This is a genomic window from Psychrobacillus sp. FJAT-21963 (assembly GCF_001420585.1).
Taxonomy (GTDB): domain Bacteria; phylum Bacillota; class Bacilli; order Bacillales_A; family Planococcaceae; genus Psychrobacillus.
Genome location: NZ_LJIY01000016.1, coordinates 5291 through 30703 on the forward strand (window position 1 = coordinate 5291; position 25413 = coordinate 30703).

Below are 25413 nucleotides of genomic sequence, written 5' to 3' on the forward strand. Positions count from 1 at the left end.
TATTTATTAATAAAAAACTGAAATAAATAAGAAGTATTATTATTTCAATTTAAACTCATCATAAGTTATCTCCTTATTTAAAATATTTAGCAAAAATTAACACAAAGCATATTGTTATTAATAAAATTTACAATACCTTTACAAATATCGTGTCGAAAATTTACACTATGCAATTATTCTAGAATAGACAAAATACGTCATGGAAAAATTACTAACATATTTCTTGGAGGTAAGAAATGATCAGTTTGAAAAAAGTAAAAATGGGATTATTAATGCTGTCTATTCTTGCTGTACTATCTGCATGTACAAGTAATAACGATAATGATACACAGGTGTCAGATGGTAGTGGTGCTACAGTATCTATTTCAGGATCTACATCTGTAGGACCGCTTGCTGAAAAATTAGCAGCAAAATATACAGAGGAAGATAATACGAATATTGAAATAAATCAAATTGGTTCTTCTGCGGGAATTACCAACGCAATCAGTGGAGTGTCGGAGATAGGGATGTCTTCACGGGATTTAAAAGAAGAGGAAAAAGCAAGTGGTTTGAATGAAGTAGTTATTGCTTATGATGGAATTGTAGTAGTGACTCATCCAAGTAATAAAGTAAAAGACCTTACGATGGAGCAAATAAAGCAGATTTTTACTGGAGAAGTGACGAACTGGAATGAACTAGGTGGAAATGACATGGAGATCGTAGTTGTTTCTCGTGAGGATGGATCAGGTTCTCGTGATGCGTTCCAAGAAATCGTTGACTACAGCTCTGGTGAATTAGTCAGAAGCGCAATTATCGCAAGTGGTAATGGAAATATTAAAACAACTGTTGCGAACAATAAACATGCTGTTGGTTTTATCTCATTTGAATACATTGATGAATCGATTTCAACAATCGATGTTAATGGTGTTGAAGCGAATGCAGAAAATGTTCTACAAGGTAAATACAGTTTGTCTAGACCGTTCTTGTTTGTATATAAAGAAGGACAATTAACAGATGCAGGACAGCGATTTATAGATTTTATTTTAAGTGAAGATGGACAACTCATTGCAGCTGAAGCAGGAGCAATCCCTGTAAAATAAATAACTATATAACTTGATTCAGCAGAAGTATCTCACTTCTATAAGTGGTGAAATGAATGCATAGCATCAATTCAGTAGGGGTCCACAAACCCTTGCTGAATAAAGTTAAAGCCTCCGGCGGATGCCACAGATTTTTAGAGGAATTTATCGAGCAAGCTCGATAAAAATCTGGGCGCAAATACGCCGAGGCGTATTTGATAAAGAAGAAAATAACATATTTTTTAACGGAATCTTGGAGGAGTAAAGAGTGTCTATCCCAACAACTAACAAGCAGGCCGTAGAAATCGGTAAAGCAAATAAAAGGAAGTATATGTTAGAAAAAGTGTCCTCAAGAATTTTCTTGATTTGTGCACTTCTTTCAGTTTTAACATTATTGTTAATCATTGGATTTGTATTTTATAAAGGAGCTCATCCCTTTGTAGCAGAGGGCTATAGCTTTATAGACTTTATTTTGGGTAGTGATTGGGTACCGAGTGAAGATAAATTTGGTATATTCCCAATGATTGTTGCATCCATATTTGCAACAATTGGAGCATTAATTATTGGAGTCCCAATTGGCTTATTTACAGCTATTTTCTTAGCAGAAATTGCCTCTAAAAGAATAGCAAGAATTATTTCACCAGCAATTCAGTTGCTAGCAGGTATCCCATCAGTATTATATGGTGTATTTGGACTAGCAATCATTGTTCCGTTTTTACAAAACAGTTTAGGTTTAGTAAAAGGACAAAGCTTATTAGCTGTTATTCTTGTGCTAGCAATCATGATGTTACCAACTATAGTGACGGTAGCAGAGACAGCGATTCGTGCAGTACCACAAACATATCGTGAAGGATCATACGCCTTAGGAGTATCACAAATTGGGACAATTTTTAAAGTCATTGTACCAGCAGCTAAATCAGGTATTATGACGGCAATCGTATTAGGTTTAGGTCGAGCAATTGGAGAGACGATGGCAGTTATCTTAGTAGCTGGTAATAGTTTAATCGTGCCAACTAGTTTAACAGATAGTGTTCGTCCACTAACGACAAATATCGCATTAGAAATGGGTTATGCATTCGGTACACATCAAGAAATGTTATTTGCAACCGGAATTGTTTTATTCTCATTTATATTAATTTTGAATTTTGTATTAGCAAAAATAAGTGCGAAGGGAGGTAACTAAGATGAGACATTTTAAAGATAACTTGTTACGTGGACTTCTATGGTTATCAGCTTTCTTATCGGTTGCCGTCCTCGTTATGATCGTTGGATTTATCTTTTATAAAGGTTTTAATTTGATTAGCTTCGACTTCATCTTTGGTGATTATTCTCCAACTGGAGGTGGTGGTATTTGGCCAATGATCGTAACAACGATATACACAGTTCTTATTTCATTAGTCATTGCAACACCTATCGGAATATTAGCAGCTGTTTATTTACAAGAATATGCTAAACAAGGGCGTTTAGTAAGACTAATACGCTTTGCAACAGAAAGCTTAACAGGGATTCCCTCCATTATCTATGGTTTGTTTGGAGCGGTATTCTTTGTAACTACGTTAAAGTTAGGTATGTCGATTCTAGCTGCTTCATTAACCTTGACGATTATCGTGTTACCTGTAATCATTCGAACAACTGAAGAAGCATTAAAAACAGTGCCGCGTTCATATCGTGAAGGTTCACTAGCACTTGGAACGACAAAATTACAAACATTATATAAGGTCATATTACCAAGTTCAATGCCGGGAATTTTGTCTGGTATCATCCTTTCTGTAGGAAGAATTGTTGGAGAATCAGCTGCAATATTCTTAACTGCTGGGACAGTAGCAGCTATGCCAGAGAGCATTCTATCATCAGCTAGAACTTTAACTGTTCATTCTTATTTAGTAACACAAGAGTCTGGAGACATTGAACTTGCTGCTGCAGTTGGTATTGTCTTAATAGTAATTATTTTAGCAATCAATCTTATAGCAACATTTATCTCGAAGAAATTTAACAAAGCAACAAATAAATAAGAAGTATGTTAATGAGGTCATCAGAAATAGAACATGGTGAGCTAACGACCAAAAAAACAAGTAGGGAAGGTATTTTCGCAAATGGAGCAACGTAAAGAAGGTACATCTAAAATTAATGTAAGGGATTTAAATTTATTCTATGGTGAGAAACAAGCGCTATTTGGAGTCGATCTTGCTATTCATGAAAAAGAGGTTACTGCTTTAATCGGACCCTCAGGTTGTGGTAAATCAACCTTTTTACGAACATTAAATCGTATGAATGATTTAATTGATGGCGTGAAAATTACAGGAGATATTGTCATTAATCATGAAAACGTGTATAAAACAAATGATGTAATCAAATTACGAACAAAAGTAGGAATGGTATTTCAAAAACCAAATTTATTCCCAATGAGCATTTATGACAATGTTGCCTATGGACCAAGAATGCAAGGTATTAAAAGTAAAAAAGAATTAAATAATATTGTAGAAGAGAGTTTGCGAAGTGCAGCCATTTGGGACGAGGTAAAAGACCGTCTAAAAACATCAGCACTTGGTTTGTCAGGTGGTCAGCAACAACGCGTATGTATTGCTCGTGCTATTGCGATGAAACCAGACATTATTTTAATGGACGAGCCTACTTCAGCATTAGATCCGATTTCTACGTTAAAAATAGAAGAACTAATCACAAATATGAAAAAAGACTATACGATTGTCATTGTTACACATAACATGCAACAAGCTGCACGAATCTCTGATAAAACGGCGTTTTTCTTAAATGGAGAAGTAGTTGAATACGATGATACAGATAAAATTTTCTCTACACCACAGGATCAAAGAACAGAAGATTATGTAACAGGTCGATTTGGATAATAGGGGGTAAACAAATGAGTATTCGTGTGAACTTTGAGAATAATTTAGGGGAATTAAAAAGAAAAATCACCGAAATGGGTGAACTATCAATTATTGCTCTTGAAAGATCTTTAATGGCCTTGAAAACACAAGATGTCGAGATAGCTATAAAAGTTATTGAAGGAGATACAGCTATTGATAGTCTTGAGCTGGAAATTAATCAGTTTGCAATCTGGCTAATGGCAAAAGAAGCACCGGTTTCAAGAGATTTACGCGAGATCATTGGTGTACTTAAAATTTCCTCTGAAATTGAGCGAATCGCGGATTTTGCAGTAAATATCGCAAAAGCAACTATCAAGATTCGAAATACAAAATCTTTAATGGAGATTACTCATTTAGAAAAGATGAAAGAAGTATCGATTGAAATGCTCCGAAAAGCACTACAATCTTTTTTAGAGGAAAATATCCTGCTAGCCAAAGAAGTTGGCGACTTAGATGATATAGTGGATGAATATAATGGTGAAACATATAAAAACCTTACTACTTATTTAAGTGAGCATCCAGAAGAAACAGATCAGGTTGTACAATTATTATTTGTAAATCGTTTTCTAGAGAGAACAGCAGATCATATAACAAATATCGCTGAAAGTACAGCATATTTGATTAAAGGTCAAATGTATGATTTCAATTCATAAAAGTAAAAAAGATTTGTGAACACTATAACTAAGAAAATGAGATAAAAAAACGGAGGGGCTGTTCTGAAAGTCAAAAAAATGACTTTTAAGGGCAGCCCCTCTCTTCCTAACTTCTATTAAAAAGTGTGAAGGATTTCCGTTCCAGGCGGACGCTTTCCGCGGGCGAGCGCCGAGCCTCCTCAGGCCAACACGATGTTGGTCATTAAGGCGTTGAGGCCCACAGGATGTGGGTCATGCAATCGTTGCCGCAGGACGCGGCGAACTTAGATTGCCTTCCGTTTGAAGAGGCGGCCTTAGCCTTCCTTCCTCTCTAAAGCTACGTGCGGGGTCTCGGACTGTCTCGCTTTCCCGCAGGAGTCGCCGCCTTTCACTCCAATCAATTATTTCACTCACTCAATCAACATTATTAGATTTAAACACAAAAGCAGATGGAGGACTTATTGGAAAGCCCCTCCGTTATATTGTAAGAAATATAATTAATGACCAATTATATCAAAGCTAAATTGATTCTAATTAAATAGTGAAATATATTATTAATAATCCCATCAGCACCCTTATGTTGCCATACACGCTCCTCATGTTGATTGGAGCATGTATTGTTTAGCAGGATTATTTTAATACTTATAGAATATTAAAGAGGATGTAATTAGGATATTAAAATAAAAAAATTTGGAGGTAATCATGGGAAGATTAATACATTTTGAAATCCATGTAGATGACATGGAACGTGCAAAGAATTTTTATGGACAGGTTTTTGGATGGTCATTTGAGGATTATAGTAGTTATGCGGGAATGCCTTATTTTGGAGCTTTGACTGGGGATGAAAATGAACCTGGAATAAATGGAGCTTTGATGCAACGACAAAGTGCACCTCCTGAAGCAAATCAAGCCTTAAATGGGTTTGCTTGTACAATGGGAGTGGAAGATTACGAAGCAACGGAATCTAAAATTCTTGATAATGGAGGCAAGATTGCATTGCCTAAATATGCCTTACCAGGAATGGCGTGGCAAGGATACTATCATGATCCTGAAGGAAATATTTTCGGAATTCATCAACCAGATAAGAACGCAAAATAAAATTTTTCACTGCAAAATAGTTGGCGAGAATTAAATAACAAAAAATAAATACATTAAATTAATAACCACTTTTGAATATTTTTCAAAGGTGGTTATTTTAGTTTTGTAATATTTATCTGAGTTAAAATAAAATTCAACTCTTTAGTTAAATTTATTTTCTATGAAAAGCAAACTGCTACTAAGTTTGAGAAAAAGAGGATAGGAAAGACTTACTTATAACAAGATGTAACAGTAGAAAAAGGGTTCGAGAATAGTTGAAGAAATCTCAAAATTTACTGTTGGTTGTGATTAATGGCTAGTAAATGGTAAGGTAGCATTGGTAACATTTTTAGGAGGTTTATAAATGGATAATAACGATATATTAATTAGACTTAGATATGCTCTAGATATTAAAAATAAAGATATGATAGAGATATTTAAACTTGGTGGTATGGTATTTACAAAAGAGGAAGTAATAAAGATACTAACCAAATCAAAAGATGAATTCGATAATCTTGATGAAGCAGAGGAAACAGAATATCAAATAAAATGCAATAATAAGATGTTAGCGGCATTTTTGAACGGGTTTATTACGTTTAAAAGAGGTAAACAGGATTCAAAACCAGACCAGCCTAATAACCCTGAACTGCCTGAAAAGAGTGCTAACAATATGCTTCTGAAGAAGTTGAAAGTGGCACTTCAATTAACAGCAGAAGATATGCTAGATATACTTGATGATGGTGGTATCGCTGTGTCAAAAGGAGAATTAGGCGCTATTTTACGAAAAGAAGGACACCGAAATTATAAGGTATGTGGTGATAATTTTGCGCGTAAATTCCTAAAAGGTTTGGCTGTTAGATATAGAACATGAAATTCTAAGCTGTATTCAATAAAATATCTAGAAAAGATTAACCCCAATTGTGAGATTTGACATCTAATAATTGGGGTTTAGTTATATTGAAATGTAAGAAATGCTGTCTAGTTACTTGTTTCGGTTAACTTAATATCAATTATCTGTTCTGTTTCATTATCAAAGGAAATATCAACAAATACACCAAATTCTTTGTTGTTTTCTCTTAACCATAGTTTGAACTTTTCTGTTGAGGAATCAGTACCTGTTTCCTTTCCAATATGAAGATAATCGATAATACTTGCTTGAGGATATTTTTTCTTCGTCTCTTGTATAGCAATTTGTCCCCATTTAGCATAGGGTGGGGAAACTTCATGTTCTTCATGGTTTACATGAAAAGCCGTAAAATTACCGAAAATTAAGGTTAGAACTAATTGAATCGCTAAAACTGTCTTCATGGTTTATGAAACCTCTCTTTTAACTTTTATTATTTCCTTGTTTATTTAAGTTATTCGGATAACCAGTTACACAAATTACTCTACGGAAGAATAAAAACTAGTCCTAATAATAATTTAAGCTTTTAAAAACCATACTATGTTTGAGGTGAAAGCAATGTATAAATTACTGACTCATAACGATTTAGATGGGGTTGGATGTGGGATTTTAGCAAAGCTAGCTTTTGGTAAACAAGTGAAGGTGCGATATAATTCTGTAGCATCTTTAAATAGAGAGATTGAATTCTTTCTTGAACATGATTCTTCAGATACGTTTTTATTTATTACGGATTTGTCTCCGAATAAAGAAAATGAACAAAGGCTCGATAATTTTTATCATTCAAAAGGAAAAATCCAACTACTTGATCATCATAAAACGGCTTTACATTTAAATGATTATGAGTGGGGCTATGTCCTAGTTGAAGATAATCAAGGCAAATTAACGTCTGCTACTTCATTGTTTTATAAATATCTAGTCAAACATAGACTGCTGGAGCCAAAGGATTCAATTGCGGAATTTGTAGAGTTGGTTAGGCAATACGATACATGGGAGTGGGAGAAAAATGAGAATCATCAAGCTCATTCCTTAAATTCTCTCTTCTTTTTAGTATCAATTGATGATTTTGAAGAAAAAATGATTGATCGACTACAGACAAGTGAACATTTTGTGTTTGATGAATTAGAAAAGACATTGTTGAACATGGAAGAAGATAAAATAGAAAGATATATTCGCCGTAAAAAAAGAGAGATTGTTCAGTCAACAGTAGGGGCATATATTACTGGAATCGTCTATGCAGAATCATACCATTCGGAACTAGGGAACGAACTTGGTAAAGAATATCCTCATCTAGATTATATTGCAATTATAATTATGGGTGGGAAAAGAATTTCATTGCGCACCATTCATGATCATATTGATGTTTCTGAAATTGCAGGATATTTTGGTGGTGGTGGACATCAGAAAGCGTCAGGTTGTACTTTAACAGAGGAAGCGTACAACCAATTTGTGGTCGAAACATTTCACTTGGAACCAATACAGGAAGATGCCAAAAGAAATCGATATAATTTGAAACAATCTTCATTCGGTTCGTTATACAAAAATAGAAATGATGATGTTTTTCTTATTTATCAAGAGGATGAACAAAACTGGATGATTGAAAGAAATAAAAGGGAAATGGAACATACCTTTACAAGTTTTGATGAATGCGAACGATTTTTAAAAAGAAACTTTGAAGCATGGCTAGTGAGGGATGATTTGTTTGTGGAATATTTAATGCATGAGGTTCAAAAGAGATAGTCACAATTACAGCTGTTTGTTTTATATAGAACTATGTGAGAAACACACATGGTTCTTTTTTATTTTATTTGAAGGCATAATCTGCTAAGTATTTTAGTGAGATGATGTAATATGTATGTTATATAACTAGCAGTGGGGAGAGAAGTATAATGGAAATTGGCGTAACTACGTTTGTAGAAACAACACCGGATGTGGAAACTGGTAAGGTAATTAGTCATGCTGAGCGAATTCGAGAGGTTATAGAAGAAATTGTATTAGCGGATCAAGTAGGATTAGATGTATTTGGTGTTGGAGAGCATCATCGGAAGGATTATGCATGTTCTGCACCAGCAGTTTTGTTGGCTGCTGCAGCATCTCAGACAAAGCAAATTAGGCTGACAAGTGCGGTTACCGTATTATCTTCGGACGATCCTGTTCGAGTATACCAAGAATTTTCTACGCTAGATGCAATTTCAAATGGTCGTGCAGAGATTATGGCTGGACGAGGTTCATTTATCGAGTCTTTTCCTCTATTTGGTTATGACTTACAGGATTATGATGAATTATTCGATGAAAAGTTAGAATTATTATTGAAAATAAGGGAATCAGAAATGGTTACTTGGAGCGGAAAACATCGACCGGATATTCAAAACCGGGGTGTTTACCCACGCCCTGTTCAACATCCACTTCCAGTTTGGATAGCTAGCGGAGGAACTCCACAATCTGTTGCTCGTGCGGGTTTTCTTGGGTTGCCACTTGTTTTAGCAATCATCGGAGGTAGTCCACTTCAGTTTGCACCACTCGTGCAACTTTATATGAAAGCAGCTACACAGGCAGGGCATGACGTATCGAAGTTGACAGTTGCATCACACTCTCATGGGTTTGTTGCTGAAAGTACCGAAAGTGCTGTGGACAAATTTTTTCCATCAACTCAACAAGCTATGAACGTCTTAGGAAAAGAACGCGGATGGGGTCCATATACTCGTGCCACCTTTGACCATGCACGCAGTTTAGAAGGAGCCTTATACGTAGGTGATGTACAAACAGTTGCTGAAAAAATTATTTTTCTTCGTAAAAACGTAGGCATCACACGCTTTATGCTTCACGTACCAGTCGGTTCGATGCCTCATGATGAAGTGTTAAAAGCAATTGAACTACTAGGAAAAGAAGTGGCACCATTGGTTCGTGCAGAAATAGAACGTTGGGAAGCTGAAGGGGAATGACTTCAGTGACTCTTTAAGCTTATAAGAGAATAGGCTTGATTCTGTTGAAGCAGAACCAAGCCTAAGTATTCAATATTCTTTCACTTTTTTTTCCTTGATTGTACTGCCAATTCACTATCTAGCACTTTAAGTAGGGAGTAACACATGAAGATCATAATTATGGCAAATGGAAAGGCAGCTGCAATAGATGCTGTTTGCAATACGGTTAATCCACCGGATAAAAGTAAAACTGCTGCAACAGCAGATTGAATAATACCCCATGTCATTTTGATTTTATTGGAGGGATTTAATGTTCCCCCTTCACTCAACATTCCTAATACAAAAGTAGAGGTATCTGCAACAGTAATATAATAAATAGCTACTAGAGCAAATCCCATAAGACTTAATATAGAACTTAGTGGAAGATAATCAAAGAATGAAAAGATAGCTAAAGACACGTTGTCTGCAATATATTTAGCCAATTCATGATTTTCTGAGTTGATCACAAGATCAAGCGCGGAGCCTCCAAAGATAGACATCCATAAACAAGTTCCAAGAGTAGGGACGATCAACACACCTACAACAAACTCTTTTACGGTTCTTCCCCTCGATATTCGGGCTATAAACATACCGACAAAAGGTGCCCAAGCAATCCACCATGCCCAATAAAATAACGTCCATGATGCAATCCATTCTCCTTCACCAAATGGTGTCATCCTTAAACTCATATGGATAAAATCATTGATATAGAGTCCAGACGTATTAAAAAAGATTTTAATGATTGTCAAAGTTGGTCCGACAATTAATATTAGCAACAAAATAGCAAAAGATATGATCATTGCAGCGTTAGATAAATATTGAATTCCCTTTTCCAAGCCAGTGTTAATCGAAATAATGAAAATAACTGTAGCGACAACAATAACAATCAGTTGAACAACTAAAGTATTTGGAACACCGAAAATGGAATGCATCCCGGCTGTAACTTGTAATGCTCCAAGTCCAAGAGACGTTGCTATTCCAAAGACAGTTGCAAATACAGACAGAATATCAATTGTTTTACCAATAGGTCCATAAATTTTATCCTTCAGCAACGGATAGAAAACAGAACTTATGGCTGCAGGTAGTTTTTTATTATATTGGCAGAGAGCAAGAGCTAATCCAATAACAGTATAAATCGCCCAAGGGTGGAGGCCCCAATGAAAAAAGGTATATTGCATGGCAACATTGGCTGCTTCAATGGTATAGCCCTCTCCATATGGGGGTTTCGTATAGTGAGTAACCGGTTCAGCTACACCCCAATAAACAATCCCAATACCCATTCCTGCCCCAAATAACATTGCTAGCCAGGACGCAGTATTGAAATCAGGCCTGTCTGTAGTCTTGCCTAAACGTATATGACCATACTTAGAAAATAGTAAGTAAAAGGAAAATACTACAAAGAAAAGGGTGGTGCCAATATAGACCCATCCAAGGTAATCAATAGAAATGTTGAAAATAGTATTGGTGACCTTTGTAAGAAGATCTGTGAAAAAGACCCCCCATGCAATAAAAATAAGGGTTAGTATAAGTGAGATGATAAATACACTGTTTTCTTTTAGCTTGTTAACATTCATGGAAACCTCCAACAGGAAATGTGTTAATAATTGTGAAGACTAATATACAAAAATCATTTATCAAGGAGGTTATAGAGAAATTCCCATTTTTCAGTGTTCATCAACTCTACATAGGGTAATTCTATATCGCATCCAAGAAATATCGAATTGCCTTTTATGCCAACAACCATCGCTTCAATTACAGTATCCGAATCGTTTTTTCTATATACATCGCCTATTGTTGGTAACATGTCATTAATAACATTTAATTGTTCATTCAAGGTACTCTCATCTATATTTTGAATATCTCGATATTCAATTGGATTACTCTGGTCATGACGTCCAGGAACCATTAATAGATACTCATTATGCCTAATCCCGTTTGACCTATTCGTAATAACGCCTTTGTTTTCAACCGCTGCCACTACTTCGATTTCATTTAATGAATAATGATCGAGGTAATCGGGATTTGGGTTCGTAATTAATATGAAATCCCCTTCCTCTGCTTTTCTATCTTTACTGAGGGTATACATATTTTTATTGAAAATAAAGCTATCGAGTTCTTTTGGTTGGTATTTTTCTACTTCGGCCGCACTACTTAAATGTTGGGACAAATCCCTCAGCCTCATAAGATGAACAGATTGTTTATACATAGGTTTTACCGAATAAACTCTGTGCAATTCATTATTGTAATATACAAATTGTCCTTTTCTTACTTGAAACAGTTTCACAAAAGCACACCCTCCAAATAATTGCGCATATAATCATTTCTAGTTATGGAAAACCGTATAGTTTTTTAGGATTCTAAAGATCTATTTCTTCGTTTAGTATGTCACCAAATAAATGAAACTAAACAATCGCTTAGCTGTCTGGTGAATTATAGGAATTTAGGCATTTAAAGAAGAATAGATTTAAATTAGTTAATAAATACAATGTGGAGGCTAGAAGTCGAAAACAAGCTAGAGAAAGTGTCGGGTGATATAATGAAGAAAATACTATATGATGAGATTTTAATAGTTACAAGATGGAAAATAGAGAACATAAAGTGAAGGTGTGTTATGGAATGATCGAGGAGTTATTAATAAATGCTGATGAATGCTATCAGCATGCTGAGCAGAAGGCTGCTCTTTATTTTAAATCACTTTATGGGCAAGTATTGGAAAAGGCTTATATACCAATCCTAACGGAAGATATACGATTGTGGAAACACAATCATATTCATCATCATTCATTATTCTCCTTTTTATCGCGTGGAAAGGGAAAACCTGATTCTCGCGGATATCACCATTATATTCAATGGCTAAATTATACAGGTAAACTTGATAATTACCTCGATAGAAGCATGTCCTATATTTTTATGCGTGATCTGGGAAGAGCACTGGATTCACCTGATACTCTAAGCAGAATTGACCGTGTAGTAAATAGTTTAAAAAATCACCTAACAAAAGGAGACAAAGACGAGACATTTAGCATGGCCTGGTTATACAGAATTGCACAGAAAGAAGGAGTGGAATCGAGTCTAATCTGGGTTATAAACAAGCTGAAGACTGTATCCTCCAAAATTCCGAACGGGATGGATGCTGAGCAAGCCCAACGAAAACTAATTAAAATCATTGCCGGAGTAATCATGCAAGAGGTTGAAGAGATGAACGACAAAACATCTCCTGAAGAACGTTCTCGGAGGCTTGATGCAGCTATTAGGCTTGGCTATTCCTATGGTTTAACCTATCCGTTTATTGATGATCTTCTGGATGCAAAAATTTTATCTGAAGAAGAGGAAAAACAATATTCGGATTTGATTCGTACCACAATTATTACTGGAGTAGTGCCGGAATTGGGAGAGTGGAAGGGGAAGAACGTAGCTCTAATCAAGTATATTCATGCGGAGCTTCGAGAAGCCTTTACGTATATTAAGAGCAAGCAGAGGCAAGAGACAACAAAGAATTTTTTCGCGCAATCCTATGTTTTTTTTAATTCCCAAGAAGTTGATCGTATAAAAGATTTATCGAATGCAAATTACACCAATGAAGAACTTTATATTCCTGTTATATTAAAATCCTCTTCTTCTCGATTGATTGTACGTTCAGTAATCGGTGCTCCTGAGGATAAAGAATTGGACGACCGAACATTCTTTTATGGCATTTATAATCAGCTTGCTGATGATTTTGCAGATATGTTTGATGACATGAAGGACGGTGCGGTAACACCATATACTTATTATATGAAGTATCATGATAAACGCTTGGATCTCATAAACCCATTTGAATTGTACTGGACAGTTATCTCTAATTTAATTCATAACGTGTATGACTCGGACAGGAAGACATGTGAGGTAATTTTGGATCGAGCTATAAACGGGCTGAAAAGATTTAAAGAGCGAATGGGTATTAAAAAGTACAATGAAGTTATGGATCTCTTTGCTTCTAGTAATCCTAAATTCAATAGACTGATTCAAGAGATGGTTCGAAAAGCCGATGATGTAGATTTCTTTGATAAATTGCTTCGTGACCATATGATTACCATATTGAAAAAGGATCGAGAAGAACAGGAAGAATTTTCAAATGTGAGCAAGACTTTACGTAATCAGATTAATAGTATCTTAAATCTCCCTACAATCGAGAATAAGAGGTTAATAACAGACCCTATACAAGATGCTGCAAATTACAGCCTAATGGGTGAAGGAAAACGTTTAAGGCCAATAATTACTTGGTTCATGGGCGTAAAAGCATATGGATTAAATAAAACGGCTATCGAGCCACTCTTGAAATCATTAGAATATATGCATACAGCTTCACTTATTTTTGATGATCTACCTTCACAGGATAATTCATCCACTCGTAGGGGACGTCCAACTCTTCATGAGGTGTACAACATTGCTATATCAGAAATAACGGGTCTTTTTTTAACACAAAAGGCAATTGAGGAACAAACCTCTCTGGATCAGTTCGATTCGAAGACTGTACTTAATCTGATTAAATATTCAGCACAAACAACTGCAAATATGTGTAGAGGGCAAGCGATGGACTTAGATTCAAAGGGGAAACAACTGACACTAGATCAATTAAATATGATGTGCTTTTATAAAACTGGCATAGGCTTCGAAGCTTCCCTAATAATGCCAGCCATCCTAGCCCAAGCAAATGATTTAGAAGTAGAGGTTTTGAAAAAGTTTGCTCGTCACGCTGGCATTGCTTTTCAGATTAAGGATGACTTACTGGATGTTGAAGGTAATTCTGCCATACTCGGAAAGCCTATTGGCAAGGATGAGGAAAACAACAACTCCACTTTCGTATCTATATTGGGTCTGGAAGGTGCCAAAAAAGAGATGTGGGAAAATTACTGTATTGCAATGGAAGTATTACAGGAAGTGCCACGCAATACTTCTTTCTTGAAGCATTTTTTAAACTATATAATAAATCGCGATCATTGAGTGTTGGGTACAATCTTTTAGGCTTTACTACAATTTAATCAATTTTTATATATGGATCATGGATATGCAAATATCTATGATCTTTTATTTTGGTATCGTCTTTACTCCTGGTTTAAGCTCTAAATTTTACTGTCTCATAAGGCAGGTCGTGCAGCAAGCGCACATCCGAGTCCTAAAAATGAATACTACTTATCTATATGCATTCGCGGATGCCGCACGTCCGCATGAGCCGCTGTAATGCGCTAGACGCTTACATCTGTCTCATACGGCACGTCATGAGGCTGGGAAGGCGCGAATGCAGGTGTCAGCCATTACAAATAAAAGGTTTCTTTCTAAAATGTGCTAAATAGTATTGAAAGTCCAAAATATTGCTATCAAAAATTTTTCATCAAAAGTGGTTAACAGGATGCACGCCTCACACGCCGCAGGAGCGTTTCATCCGATGGAGGTTCACGCGAAGCGTGCAGCAAGCGCACTCCGTGTTTCAATTTTCTATGCGTCTGAAATACATTCAAAATGAAAGATTTCAGTTCGCCCGCCATATTTCCGCTTTCATTGAAATAGAACTGAATAAAAGGATACATCCATGTATCTAAAAATGAAGTTTGTATTATTTAGTGTTTAAAAATTTACGTGGACTTAACATGACTTTAATCTTTCTTTTATTTATGTGATATATGCTTAACTTTAGGGAATATTAACAGATAAATTGATTCTTTTTAATCAGGGCATACTATTTGTTTAATCATTTAAGCAGGAGAATCCGTTATACCAAGCTATATTTCATTATTCTGCATTGTATACCCAACTTGAAGAATGAAGAAAATAAAATGAAGAAATTGTGGAGGTATCCGTTTGGACTCAACTTTACTAACTTTTATGAATGATTTTAATTCACTTATGTTCCTATTATTTGCATTAATGTATTCCTACCAATTTGTTTATATGTTTATCACATTTAAAGCCAAGCAGAAAAAGTACACTGAAATACAGAATGTTCATCACCATAAATTTGCAGTTATTATCCCAGCTCGAAATGAAGAACTCGTTATTGGACAACTGATCAAAAGTATAAAAAATCAAAATTATCCCAAAGAAATGATTGATATTTTCGTTGTGGCAGATAACTGTTCCGATAATACTGCTAAGGTTGCGGAGAAGGCGGGAGCTATAGTTAGAGAGCGTTTCAATAAGATTCAGATTGGCAAGGGATACGCGCTCGACTATATGCTTAGAATCATTGGAAGTGACTACTCATCCAATAAATATGATGGATATTTCGTGTTTGATGCCGACAATCTCTTGGACGAGAATTATATAACGGAGATGAACAAGACATTCAATAAAGGATACAGGGTGATCACTAGTTATAGAAATTCTAAGAACTATGATCAGAATTGGATTTCAGCAGGATATGCACTTTGGTTCCTGCATGAAGCTGAATATCTCAACCTTCCAAGAATGGCCCTTAACTCTAGTTGTGCGGTATCTGGAACAGGATTTTTAGTACATGCAGATGTATTCAGAGACAATGGAGGTTGGATACATCATCTCCTAACGGAAGACATCGAGTTTTCAGTTTCTCAAATTATTAAAGGTGAAAAGATTGGTTATTGTAGAAACGCTGTGTTTTATGACGAGCAACCAGTCACTTTTGCTCAATCCTGGAATCAACGATTACGTTGGGCAAAAGGTTTTTATCAGGTATTTTCTAAATATGGAAAGGACTTAATTGAAAATATATTCCGAGGTAAGGGTAACAGATTTTCATGCTTTGATATGACGATGATGATCATGCCGGCCATGCTTGTTTCTAGTATCAGCATTATGGTGAATGGTTTACTATACTTGGGCATCTTTATGGGAATATTTGAGGGGAAAGGGATTATGCAAGGAGCAACTACGGCCATAATAGAATCTTTTGTTTGGTATTATGGAATCCTTTTTGTTCTGGGCTTAATGACAACACTATCAGAGTGGAGAAAAATCCATTGTTCTGCCTGGAAAAAAATCGCTTTTACAATTACTTTTCCAATTTTCATGTTTACCTATATACCAATTTCTGTCGTAGCATTGTTTAAGCATGTTGAATGGAAACCAATTGCTCACACAGTTGTGAAATCACTTGATGATGTACGATAAGGACAAAAGAAGAGAAGTGACTACCTATAAAAGTCAGTTTCAAAGACTTTTTGGTAGTCACTCTTGATGTTATGGGTGTATAAAAACCGGAGTTCCTATTGGGACTAGGCGTGCTAATTCCTCCACATCCTTATTGTTCATGCGGATACAACCACGTGATACTGCTTGACCAATGGAACTTGGATTATTAGTTCCATGAATCCCATAGTGTTCTTTCGATAAACTCATCCACATAGTACCGAATGGTCCTCCTGGATTAGGTGCTTTGTTAATAATGATAAAATTTCCTACTGGAGTAGCGAATAACATTCTCCCAACTGCGATAGGATACTGTTTTTGTAAAACACCATCCAATAGTAAACGAAGCCAACGATTGTTAATGGAAACTTCCAATTTATAGGGGAGTGTATTGGGGTCTGGAAAACCTGGTATAACAATGGATTGACCAATATATAGTACATTTGGATCTATTGAAGGATTAGCTCTTATGATTGTGGATAACGGTGTACGATAGTCTCTAGATATTTGAGTTAGTGTTTCTCCTGGCTTTACTGTATGAATCAGTAAAATCACCTCCATATTTTTTAGTTATATTACATAATATGATGAAATTTAAAAGTGTTGTTTTCATCCTTTCATTTCTCATATATGATATGGCAAATGTAATAAGAAGAGTGTCAAAGTTACAAATGATCAGAAACGTTGTTGAACTGTTAAAACATCTACACATCGTGTGAGTGTCAGATTGACGACAAAAGTATTTTTATAAACGGTTATGAATAATAAGAAATTAGAGAGGTTGCTTTATCCAATTAATAGTAAAGATAGTAGATACCTATAAGGAATTGTTTATAAGGCAAGGACCACCACGAAGACTCCTGTGGGAACAGCTTGAGCAGAAGACCCCGCAGGAACGAAGTGACGAGGAGGCTGAAGCCAAGCCCACGGAAAGCGAAGTGGTGGCCCCTTGCCGAATTTAATATACAACTCTATGCACCCAAAATTAAGTTTGTGTACAGTCTAACACCTACACATCGTGTGGGTGTTTTTTTAGTTTTTGGATGACGTACATACAAAGAAAGTAAAATTTTTTTTACTAGTAAAAATTATCGAATCTACTGTTTTTCAATATATACTACTATACTTAAAATAGTGAAACTATTATATTGTATAATTTCGATTTTAAAAGGGAGAGATATACATTGGAAAAGAAAAATCTTGAATTGGCAATTCAACTACGACATGAGTTGCATCAGCATCCTGAACTCTCGAATCAAGAGGTCTGGACGAAACAACATTTAATCGATTTCTTGAAAACGCATACAAAATTAGAAATAGTCGACAACGGCCAATGGTTCTATGCTATTTATCGTGCCGGTGAAGACAAAAAGAATATAGCTTTCCGTGCTGACTTTGATGCACTACCTATGCCTGAAGTAATTGATATTCCACATGCTTCCCAATTCTTTGGAGTTTCTCACAAGTGCGGTCATGACGGTCACTCAGCAAGTCTCGCTGCATTTGCTCTGGAAATCGACCAAAAGGGTGCAGACAAAAACATCTTTTTCCTTTTCCAACACGCGGAGGAAACAGGAGATGGCGCTATTCAGTGTGCTACTTTTATTAAAGAAAATAATATAGATGAAATCTTCGCCTATCATAATATGAGTGGTGTGGCTTACAATTCGGTAAACGTAATTGACGGAACGGCTCAGTGCGCATCAAAGGGAATGACAATTCACATGGTTGGTTCTCCTGCACATGCAAGTCAACCGGAGGATGGAGTAAATCCTTCCTTTGCCATTGCTAAAATAATTGATGCAATCCCTGATTTTATCTCCCCAGAGAATAACGAGGGAATCGTACTTTGTACAGTTGTTCAAGTAAATATCGGTGAAAGAGCATTCGGTATGTCTGCGAGTAAGGGAGAGTTACTTTTAACGATCCGAGCATTATACGAAGAGGAATTAGATAAACTTCAGAAAAATTTAGAAGATCTTGCTAAGGATCAAGCAGAAAAATTCGGAATTCAGGTAAGCTTCTCTTATAATGATGAATTTCCTGAAACTGTAAATGACAAAGGGAGTTCAGATAAAATTCGTAAAGTATGTGAAGATAAAGGGTTTCAATTAGTTGAAATGAAAGAAGCATTTCGTGCCTCAGAAGACTTTGGTCATTATTTAAAGTTAACTAAGGGTGCAATATGCTACATCGGAAATGGAGAAGACTACCCTCATGTCCATACATCTAAGTACGACTTCCGAGATGACATCATTGAAACAGCAGTAGAGCTTTTCAAAGGTATTACGGAACAATAGTCATATAGCATAAATAATAAAAAGTTGTCTAATTAGCCAAATGCGCTTTTTAGAAATAAGCATCATTCTGACGATGAAGCCTACTATAAATATAGGAATATTTTAATAAGATACACTTACGACTTATCAAAAAAAATGAGTTAAGGGAGAGAAAAGCTTTGGAAAAGAAAAATCTAGAATTAGCAATCCAATTACGACATGAGTTACATAAGCATCCTGAACTTTCAAATCATGAGGTTTGGACAAAACAACATTTAATAGATTTTTTAAAAACGCATACACAATTAGAAATATTAGACAAAGAAAAGTGGTTCTATGCGGTATATCGTGCAGGGGAAGGCAAAAAGAATATTGCATACCGTGCAGATTTTGATGCTCTTCCTATGCCGGAAGTAATTGACATTCCACATGCTTCTCAGTCTCCAGGCATTTCTCATAAATGCGGGCATGATGGCCACTCTGCTAGTCTTGCCGGATTTGCATTAGAAATTGACCAAAAGGGTGCAGACAAAAATATTTTCTTCCTTTTCCAACATGCGGAGGAAACCGGGGACGGTGCTGCTCAATGCGCTTCATTTATCGAGGAACATAATATCGAAGAAATTTTTGCTTATCATAATATGAGTGGCATGGCTTTTAACTCGGTAAATGTAATTGATGGGACTGCACACTGTGCTTCCAAAGGGATGACGATCCATATGGAAGGTGCACCAGCACATGCTAGCCAACCGGAGAATGGAGCAAACCCAGCTTTTGCTATTGCTAAAGTTATTGATGCGATTCCTGAGTTCATTTCACCAGAGAATAATGAAGGGATTGTACTTTGCACAGTTGTACAAGTGGATATAGGCGAAAGAGCTTTCGGTATGTCTGCAAGTAAGGGTGATTTGCTGTTAACTATTCGTGCTCTTCATGAAGAAGAACTAGATAAGCTTCAGAAAAACCTAGAGGATCTTTCTAATGCTCAAGCAGCAGAATACGGCTTGAAAGTTAGTTTTTCCTTTGCGGATTCTTTCCCTGAAACTGTAAACGACAAAGAAAGCTCTGATAAAATTCGTAAAGTTGCAAAGAATAAGGGTTTTGAGGTAGTGGAAATGACAAAAGCATTCCGTGGCTCTGAGGATTACGGCCATTACTTAAAGCTAACAAAAGGTGCTATGTGCTATATAGGGAACGGTGAAGATTATCCACATCTACATACGTATGAATATGATTTCCGTGATGATATAATTGAAACGGCTGTAGAGCTTTTCAAAGGATTAGCAGAATTATAAACCTTCGTTAAATTTAGCATTCACACTATTGTGTGGATGCTTTTTAAGTTTAATCTAGCAATGCTATACTAAAATAAATGGTTTTGGAAGGAGAAATTATGGAAGGAAACAAAGTCACTTTTAACTCAATAGATGAATATATTTCAACCTTTCCTCCTGAAGTTCAAGAAAAACTAATAACAATATGGCAAGTAATAAAAGAGGCTGCTCCTGAAGCGACAGAGAAAATAAGCTATCAAATGCCTACTTTTGCTTTCCATGGGAACCTAGTCCACTTTGCTGCTTATAAAAACCATATAGGATTTTATCCAGCTCCAAGCGGAATAGAAGCTTTTAAAGAGGAAATTGCACAATATAAAGGAGCGAAAGGATCCGTCCAGTTTCCTTTAGAACAACCATTGCCTTATGAACTAATCAGCAAAATAGTTAAATTTAGAGTCGCTGAGAATGAAAATAAAGCCGAGAAAAAGCGGAAAAAAGAAAAATAATATTTATTTAAAATAAGAGACTGCCCCTTTTTTCATCTGTACAGGGGACAGTCTTACTTTTAATAGTATCTAAAGTTTAGGTAACTTATCGGGGTTCATCATAATGTAAACTTCCTTTATTTTTTCATCACTAATATAAAAACTAATAATACTTTGAAGAGAGCCGTTCATGTAATTCACAATTGCTGGCTGACCGTTGACATTTCTTATTTCAAAATAAAAATCCTTAGGAGCTTTTTTCATTATACCGTATAATAATGCCAAAACGTTTGGAAGGGATGTTATTGGACGAATAGCAGCCTTAACTTTTCCTCCACCATCAGAATATAGTGTTACATTCTCGGATACTAATTCTAACAAGGCATTTGTATTTTTCATTTCAAAAGCTTGGATAAACCGATTGATAATCGACTTATTGGTTTCATAGTTTAAACTTTCACTATCTATGCGTGCAATTTTATGCTTAGATCTGCTATATATTTTCCTACAGTTATCTTCATTTTTTTCAATAATGCTAGCAATCTCCAAGTAGGAGAAATCCAATACCTCTCTTAATAGAAGTACTGCCCGTTCGTCTGGTGTTAAATGTTCCATCATCCTTAAATAAGCAATGCTTAATCCTTCTGCTTGAAGAACAACATCAGCTGGATCTAGATCATTAGATTTCTCTAACAATAGTGGCTCGGGATTCCAAGGTCCTACGTAATTCTCTCGTTTATAACGTGCTGACTTTAAGTAATCAAGGCAACGGTTTGTCATCATTTTACAAAGATACGCTTTCATATTATTAATCTCTTGTTCATCCATTTGATATGCTTTTAAAAAAGTTTCTTGCACAATATCCTCTGCATCCCCAATGGAACCTAGCATACGATAGCCTATTGTAAATAACAGTGGTCTAAATAGTTGATAATCTTCATTACTAATTTGCACTTTATCACCTCTGTTCGAGTAGTTGTATTATTTCTTTCGCTGCTTGCTTTCCACTGCTTACTGCTCCTTCTGACAAAACAGAATAAGGAGAAACCCAGTCACCTGCTAAAAATAATCCAGGGATTTCTATATTAGCACAGGCCAATTTTTGCTCATCTCCTAATTGAGGTAGACGCTGGTTAACTGTAATATTAGGCATAAAACGACTAGTAATCTCGTATTTTTTCCATTCTGGCTGCATCTTTTCTAAAAATTGTTCCAACTCCTTTTTTACTTCTTTACCATCTATTTGATCATTCGGGTGATGGTATTTATAAACATGTAAAACTGTATTTTCTCCATCTTCAGAGAGTCTGGCATAATTTGAATGTACTGAGTAATATAAGGGGTCAGTTATACCCATGGCAAACAATTTTTTTGGATTAGGAAGCTTCGTTAATGCAACATCAAGTGTAGCTCCTTTTACAGGTGTTATTTTGGCAAAAAAGTCACGCTGCGAAATACTCGATTGGTCACCTAACATTTTATTAAGCTCCTGAGGGCTTGTGGTATTCAGCACATACTTACTGGAAATTTCCTCATCATTAGATAGAACCAATTTAAAATGTTCCTGTTGAAGTTTGATAATTTGCTTTACAACAGTGTTTGATTGAACTTGAATACCAGAGATGACCGCTTTATTATGCAGTTGGTCTATTACCATTTGCCAACCGTAATCCAAATAAAGTACTCCACCCATTCCAATCTTCATATGAGATACAATTATCTTGGTGCTAACCATTTCAGGGGCATGGCAATACGTGGTGAGTCTGCCGAGTGTATATAATAAAGACTGGACTTTTTTAGATATCGTAACTTGCATGACCCATTGTTGAAATGTTTGCTCTGCTAACTTTTCTGTATCCAAGCTATTTATATTCTTTAATATAGCTACCCATTCCACTTTTTCTCTCCAGTTCAATAATCGTGTCGTTAAAAGTCCCAAAGGATTAAAAGGAGCAGTGTACTCCATTTTATTTTCAATTAAAGTACCTCCTAATATAGGTGATTTCCCATTCAGTTTGATATCTAATTCTTCGAGAATAGGAGCCGCTTTTCCTTTTTTATATAGGGCATGTGGGCCGAGATTAAAATAATGTTGATTAATCTTATCTGTCCTAGCCCTTCCGCCGACCTTTTTATCTTTTTCGACTATTAAAATAGACAAATCCTTTTTAGCCAAATAGTTTGCTGCCACATACCCTGCCAATCCACCACCAACAATTACAACGTCCCATTTTTGAGCCATACGATGATAACCTCCTATTATGTTTTCATAAATTAAGACGAGGAAGCTAATTAAGTTGTGACATTTAAATCAAGAATGTAATTAAACTATTTTTATCTTGACTTCAAGATAACTAATTAATAAAATTAACTAAACAAAGTTGATAACTATGTTTTATATATTTGACACAAACTTTGACTGGAAAAGGATGATGAAAATTGGAAAAAACAAAGAAGGAAGTACCAGTAGAAGTTGATAAAACAGGGAAATTTGTTCGTCAAAGTAATCAATTTGACACGCCATTTGGAAATCAACCAGGTGAACTACCTGTTGAAGAAGGACGTTATCGTCTTTTATGGGCTGCTGTCTGTCCATGGGCGCATCGTTCAGTGATCGTACGAAGCGTGCTAGGTTTAGAAGATGTCATCAGTTTGGGTACTGCTAGTCCAATGCGTCCGAATATCGGCCGTGTAGACTGGGAATTTTCTTTAGATGAAAATGGTGTAGATCCTGTTTTAGGTATTCAATATATAAGCGAAATGTATAAAAAAACAGATCCAGAATACGCAGGAAGACCAACTGTACCAGTTATCATTGATGTAAAAGAACAAAAAGTAGTGAATAACGATTACTTTAGATTAACAAATCATTTAGAAACTGCATGGGCACCATATCATAAAGAAAATGCGCCTGATCTATATCCACAAAATTTACGCGAGGAAATTGATGCATTAAATGATGTCATTTTTCATGATGTTAATAATGGTGTCTATAAATGTGGATTTGCTCGTTCACAAGAAGCATATGAAGAAGCATATGACGTATTATTTAATCGTTTAGATGAATTAGAGCAACGTTTATCGACGCAACGCTTCTTGTTTGGGGACTATATTACGGATTCAGACGTTCGACTATATGCAACATTAGCACGGTTTGACGTAGCGTATTATTCAGCTTTTAAGGCAAATAGAAATCGTATTGTTGATTTTCCAAATCTATGGGGTTATTTACGAGATTTGTTCCAAACGCCTGGTTTTGGAGATACAACTAATTTTGAAGCAATTAAAATCCATTACCATTTATCAAACCATATTGCGAGTGATGATCAAAAAAGTCTAAACATATTACCAAAAGGACCGGATGTTTCAAACTTCAATTCTGCACATAATCGAGAATCTTTAAGTGGAAAAGAAGAAAAATTTCTTGTTCATACAAGTAATTAAGGAGATGGGGAAATAGTGATTATACGTAATGCAATAGAGGATGAATTATCTTTTATCCGAGAACAACGATTAGACGCATATACCGAGCATGCTCCTAAAATTCCGGAAGAACATTGGAAAGTTTTAAAACAATCCATCCTATCAGATGGAGATATTCAGCCCGGCGTAGAACGAATGGTAGCAGAGATTGATGGAGTAATAGTAGGAAGCGTTGCTTTATTTTCTCCTGAAATAAAAGCTTATGAAGGTTTACTGGAAGACGAACTTGATTATCCAGAACTAAGAATGCTAGCCATCGCACCACAAGCTCGAGGAAAAGGTGTGGCAACAGCATTGATTAACGAATGTATTCAACGGTCTAAAGCTAAAGGGTTCTCTGCTATGGGACTACATACTGCTGATTTTATGGAGAATGCTATAAAATTATATGGTCATCTTGGGTTTGAGCGTTTGCCACAATTTGATTTTGAACCAACTAATGATGGAATTGTCGTAAAAGCGTTCCGTATTACTTTTTAATAAATTTAGGTGTCGTGGAGAATTCCATGACACCTTTTTAAGTTGATTTGTACTTGAAAAGAAATTTATCTATTATGAAGAAATGTTAGGAACACAAGAAGTAATGATAGAAGATATGATTGTGAAATTAGAAAAAAATGTATCCCTTAAAATAGCTGTTATGAGCAATTGAATAAATCATAGTTCTTATTATTTCTTATAAAATGGACTCTTTTTTATAAGATAAAAGTCTATACTTGAAGAAATAACACAATAAAAAAGGAGTTGTAGTAATATGAACATACTTACAAAATTTAGAATATTAAAACCTGCAAGTGAGGTATTTGAAGCTTTTGTGGATCCTTTGAGAATCGGGAACTTTTGGTGGTCATCGAGCTCAGAAAGATGGGAGCAAGGAAAGACGATCACATTAAGATACGATGAATATAACGCAGAAGTAAATATTAAAGTAACCGAAATCGACATCAATAAGAAGATTGTATTCAAATGGGGAGAGCTTGAGGAAAACACTGTAACTATTTCCATGAAAGAAGTAGATGAATTGAGTACGATTATAGAGGTTAATGAAGAAGGATTTAATGAAAATGAAGATGAGATTATTAATACATTGGTGGATAATAAAGAAGGTTGGGTTTATATGCTGACCTGTTTAAAAGCTTATTTGGAATTTGGTATTACAGAATTGAGAGTAGGCATTGTAAAATAATTGGAAAATTGTATGATCAATTTTTCACTTTTGATTCCAGGTTCTAT

The 25413-nt window shown here is 35.6% G+C and carries 23 protein-coding genes; 17 read left to right on the top strand and 6 right to left on the bottom strand.

The genetic code is table 11. The features are described 5' to 3' along the window. The first annotated feature begins 236 nt into the window (after window positions 1-236). The 7 genes from AN959_RS19100 to AN959_RS19130 all read left to right on the top strand — a co-directional run bounded on the left by AN959_RS19100 (window position 237) and on the right by AN959_RS19130 (window position 6523). Window positions 237-1079 (top strand): phosphate ABC transporter substrate-binding protein, encoded by an 843-nt coding sequence (locus AN959_RS19100; protein ID WP_056833101.1) that lies wholly within the window; start codon window positions 237-239, stop codon window positions 1077-1079. 247 nt (window positions 1080-1326) lie between these two features. Continuing rightward, window positions 1327-2241, top strand: a complete 915-nt coding sequence (gene pstC / locus AN959_RS19105) for a phosphate ABC transporter permease subunit PstC (protein ID WP_253278947.1) — start codon at window positions 1327-1329, stop codon at window positions 2239-2241. A 1-nt stretch (window position 2242) separates the two neighbouring features. Next, window positions 2243-3070, top strand: coding sequence for a phosphate ABC transporter permease PstA (gene pstA / locus AN959_RS19110; RefSeq protein WP_056833103.1), 828 nt, complete (start codon window positions 2243-2245; stop codon window positions 3068-3070). An 81-nt stretch (window positions 3071-3151) separates the two neighbouring features. Beyond that, entirely contained in the window at window positions 3152-3922 is a 771-nt protein-coding gene (gene pstB, locus AN959_RS19115; RefSeq protein ID WP_053591925.1) for a phosphate ABC transporter ATP-binding protein PstB, read from the top strand. 14 nt (window positions 3923-3936) lie between these two features. After that, window positions 3937-4596 carry a phosphate signaling complex protein PhoU gene (gene phoU / locus AN959_RS19120; RefSeq protein WP_056833105.1) on the top strand — a complete coding sequence of 220 codons (660 nt, stop codon included), beginning with the start codon at window positions 3937-3939 and terminating at the stop codon, window positions 4594-4596. A gap of 681 nt (window positions 4597-5277) precedes the next feature. Next, window positions 5278-5673: a VOC family protein gene (locus AN959_RS19125; protein ID WP_056833107.1), complete on the top strand. Its 396-nt coding sequence runs from the start codon at window positions 5278-5280 to the stop codon at window positions 5671-5673. A 343-nt stretch (window positions 5674-6016) separates the two neighbouring features. After that, window positions 6017-6523 (top strand): DUF1456 family protein, encoded by a 507-nt coding sequence (locus AN959_RS19130; RefSeq protein WP_056833109.1) that lies wholly within the window; start codon window positions 6017-6019, stop codon window positions 6521-6523. Between the two features lie 107 nt (window positions 6524-6630). Here the strand turns inward: AN959_RS19130 and AN959_RS19135 are convergent, their stop codons facing one another. Beyond that, window positions 6631-6960, bottom strand: a complete 330-nt coding sequence (locus AN959_RS19135; RefSeq protein WP_056833111.1) for a DUF3889 domain-containing protein — start codon at window positions 6958-6960, stop codon at window positions 6631-6633. A 154-nt stretch (window positions 6961-7114) separates the two neighbouring features. Here AN959_RS19135 and AN959_RS19140 point away from each other — a divergent pair, with 154 nt between their 5' ends. Both AN959_RS19140 and AN959_RS19145 read left to right on the top strand, forming a co-directional pair. Then, window positions 7115-8293, top strand: a complete 1179-nt coding sequence (locus tag AN959_RS19140) for a DHH family phosphoesterase (RefSeq protein WP_056833113.1) — start codon at window positions 7115-7117, stop codon at window positions 8291-8293. A 149-nt stretch (window positions 8294-8442) separates the two neighbouring features. Then, a complete protein-coding gene (locus AN959_RS19145) occupies window positions 8443-9495 on the top strand; it encodes an LLM class flavin-dependent oxidoreductase (RefSeq protein WP_056833115.1) in 1053 nt (350 codons plus the stop codon). 80 nt (window positions 9496-9575) lie between these two features. Here the strand turns inward: AN959_RS19145 and AN959_RS19150 are convergent, their stop codons facing one another. Further along, on the bottom strand, window positions 9576-11087 hold the full coding sequence (locus AN959_RS19150) for a BCCT family transporter (RefSeq protein ID WP_056833117.1): 1512 nt from the start codon (window positions 11085-11087) through the stop codon (window positions 9576-9578). A 53-nt stretch (window positions 11088-11140) separates the two neighbouring features. After that, a complete protein-coding gene (locus tag AN959_RS19155) occupies window positions 11141-11797 on the bottom strand; it encodes a hypothetical protein (RefSeq protein WP_056833119.1) in 657 nt (218 codons plus the stop codon). 332 nt (window positions 11798-12129) lie between these two features. On the opposite strand from AN959_RS19155, the gene AN959_RS19160 reads away from it, so the two are divergent. Together AN959_RS19160 and AN959_RS19165 are read left to right on the top strand one after the other, a co-directional pair. Next, complete coding sequence (locus AN959_RS19160; protein WP_056833120.1) at window positions 12130-14496, top strand: polyprenyl synthetase family protein; 2367 nt, start codon at window positions 12130-12132, stop codon at window positions 14494-14496. Between the two features lie 855 nt (window positions 14497-15351). Beyond that, on the top strand, window positions 15352-16638 hold the full coding sequence (locus AN959_RS19165; protein WP_197275577.1) for a glycosyltransferase family 2 protein: 1287 nt from the start codon (window positions 15352-15354) through the stop codon (window positions 16636-16638). A 69-nt stretch (window positions 16639-16707) separates the two neighbouring features. Here the strand turns inward: AN959_RS19165 and AN959_RS19170 are convergent, their stop codons facing one another. After that, window positions 16708-17202: a L,D-transpeptidase family protein gene (locus AN959_RS19170; RefSeq protein ID WP_053592317.1), complete on the bottom strand. Its 495-nt coding sequence runs from the start codon at window positions 17200-17202 to the stop codon at window positions 16708-16710. Window positions 17203-17840: 638 nt separating this feature from the next. Between AN959_RS19170 and AN959_RS19175 the strand changes: the two genes are divergently transcribed. The 3 genes from AN959_RS19175 (at window position 17841) to AN959_RS19185 (ending at window position 20718) form a co-directional block, all read left to right on the top strand. Beyond that, a complete protein-coding gene (locus AN959_RS19175; protein WP_056833123.1) occupies window positions 17841-18956 on the top strand; it encodes a M20 family metallopeptidase in 1116 nt (371 codons plus the stop codon). 158 nt (window positions 18957-19114) lie between these two features. Further along, on the top strand, window positions 19115-20230 hold the full coding sequence (locus AN959_RS19180; protein WP_056833124.1) for a M20 family metallopeptidase: 1116 nt from the start codon (window positions 19115-19117) through the stop codon (window positions 20228-20230). A gap of 98 nt (window positions 20231-20328) precedes the next feature. Beyond that, window positions 20329-20718 carry an iron chaperone gene (locus AN959_RS19185; protein WP_056833126.1) on the top strand — a complete coding sequence of 130 codons (390 nt, stop codon included), beginning with the start codon at window positions 20329-20331 and terminating at the stop codon, window positions 20716-20718. A 69-nt stretch (window positions 20719-20787) separates the two neighbouring features. On the opposite strand, the gene AN959_RS19190 is transcribed toward AN959_RS19185, so the two are convergent. Together AN959_RS19190 and AN959_RS19195 are read right to left on the bottom strand one after the other, a co-directional pair. Further along, window positions 20788-21651 carry an RNA polymerase sigma-70 factor gene (locus AN959_RS19190; protein WP_056833128.1) on the bottom strand — a complete coding sequence of 288 codons (864 nt, stop codon included), beginning with the start codon at window positions 21649-21651 and terminating at the stop codon, window positions 20788-20790. A 4-nt stretch (window positions 21652-21655) separates the two neighbouring features. Then, window positions 21656-22939, bottom strand: a complete 1284-nt coding sequence (locus tag AN959_RS19195; RefSeq protein ID WP_056833131.1) for an NAD(P)/FAD-dependent oxidoreductase — start codon at window positions 22937-22939, stop codon at window positions 21656-21658. A gap of 197 nt (window positions 22940-23136) precedes the next feature. On the opposite strand from AN959_RS19195, the gene AN959_RS19200 reads away from it, so the two are divergent. The 3 genes from AN959_RS19200 (at window position 23137) to AN959_RS19210 (ending at window position 25366) form a co-directional block, all read left to right on the top strand. Next, window positions 23137-24141 carry a glutathione S-transferase family protein gene (locus tag AN959_RS19200; RefSeq protein WP_056833133.1) on the top strand — a complete coding sequence of 335 codons (1005 nt, stop codon included), beginning with the start codon at window positions 23137-23139 and terminating at the stop codon, window positions 24139-24141. A 15-nt stretch (window positions 24142-24156) separates the two neighbouring features. Continuing rightward, window positions 24157-24660, top strand: coding sequence for a GNAT family N-acetyltransferase (locus AN959_RS19205; protein WP_056833135.1), 504 nt, complete (start codon window positions 24157-24159; stop codon window positions 24658-24660). Window positions 24661-24934: 274 nt separating this feature from the next. After that, a complete protein-coding gene (locus AN959_RS19210; RefSeq protein ID WP_056833137.1) occupies window positions 24935-25366 on the top strand; it encodes an SRPBCC domain-containing protein in 432 nt (143 codons plus the stop codon). Window positions 25367-25413 lie beyond the last annotated feature (47 nt).

Coding starts and splice junctions, on each gene's coding strand:
- phoU (WP_056833105.1), top strand. CDS start 3,937: ATGAGTATTCGTGTGAACTTTGAGAATAATTTAGGGGAATTAAAAAGA.
- AN959_RS19210 (WP_056833137.1), top strand. CDS start 24,935: ATGAACATACTTACAAAATTTAGAATATTAAAACCTGCAAGTGAGGTA.
- AN959_RS19125 (WP_056833107.1), top strand. CDS start 5,278: ATGGGAAGATTAATACATTTTGAAATCCATGTAGATGACATGGAACGT.
- AN959_RS19195 (WP_056833131.1), bottom strand. CDS start 22,939: ATGGCTCAAAAATGGGACGTTGTAATTGTTGGTGGTGGATTGGCAGGG.
- AN959_RS19185 (WP_056833126.1), top strand. CDS start 20,329: ATGGAAGGAAACAAAGTCACTTTTAACTCAATAGATGAATATATTTCA.
- AN959_RS19150 (WP_056833117.1), bottom strand. CDS start 11,087: ATGAATGTTAACAAGCTAAAAGAAAACAGTGTATTTATCATCTCACTT.
- AN959_RS19100 (WP_056833101.1), top strand. CDS start 237: ATGATCAGTTTGAAAAAAGTAAAAATGGGATTATTAATGCTGTCTATT.
- AN959_RS19160 (WP_056833120.1), top strand. CDS start 12,130: ATGATCGAGGAGTTATTAATAAATGCTGATGAATGCTATCAGCATGCT.
- AN959_RS19130 (WP_056833109.1), top strand. CDS start 6,017: ATGGATAATAACGATATATTAATTAGACTTAGATATGCTCTAGATATT.
- pstA (WP_056833103.1), top strand. CDS start 2,243: ATGAGACATTTTAAAGATAACTTGTTACGTGGACTTCTATGGTTATCA.
- pstB (WP_053591925.1), top strand. CDS start 3,152: ATGGAGCAACGTAAAGAAGGTACATCTAAAATTAATGTAAGGGATTTA.
- AN959_RS19145 (WP_056833115.1), top strand. CDS start 8,443: ATGGAAATTGGCGTAACTACGTTTGTAGAAACAACACCGGATGTGGAA.
- AN959_RS19140 (WP_056833113.1), top strand. CDS start 7,115: ATGTATAAATTACTGACTCATAACGATTTAGATGGGGTTGGATGTGGG.
- AN959_RS19135 (WP_056833111.1), bottom strand. CDS start 6,960: ATGAAGACAGTTTTAGCGATTCAATTAGTTCTAACCTTAATTTTCGGT.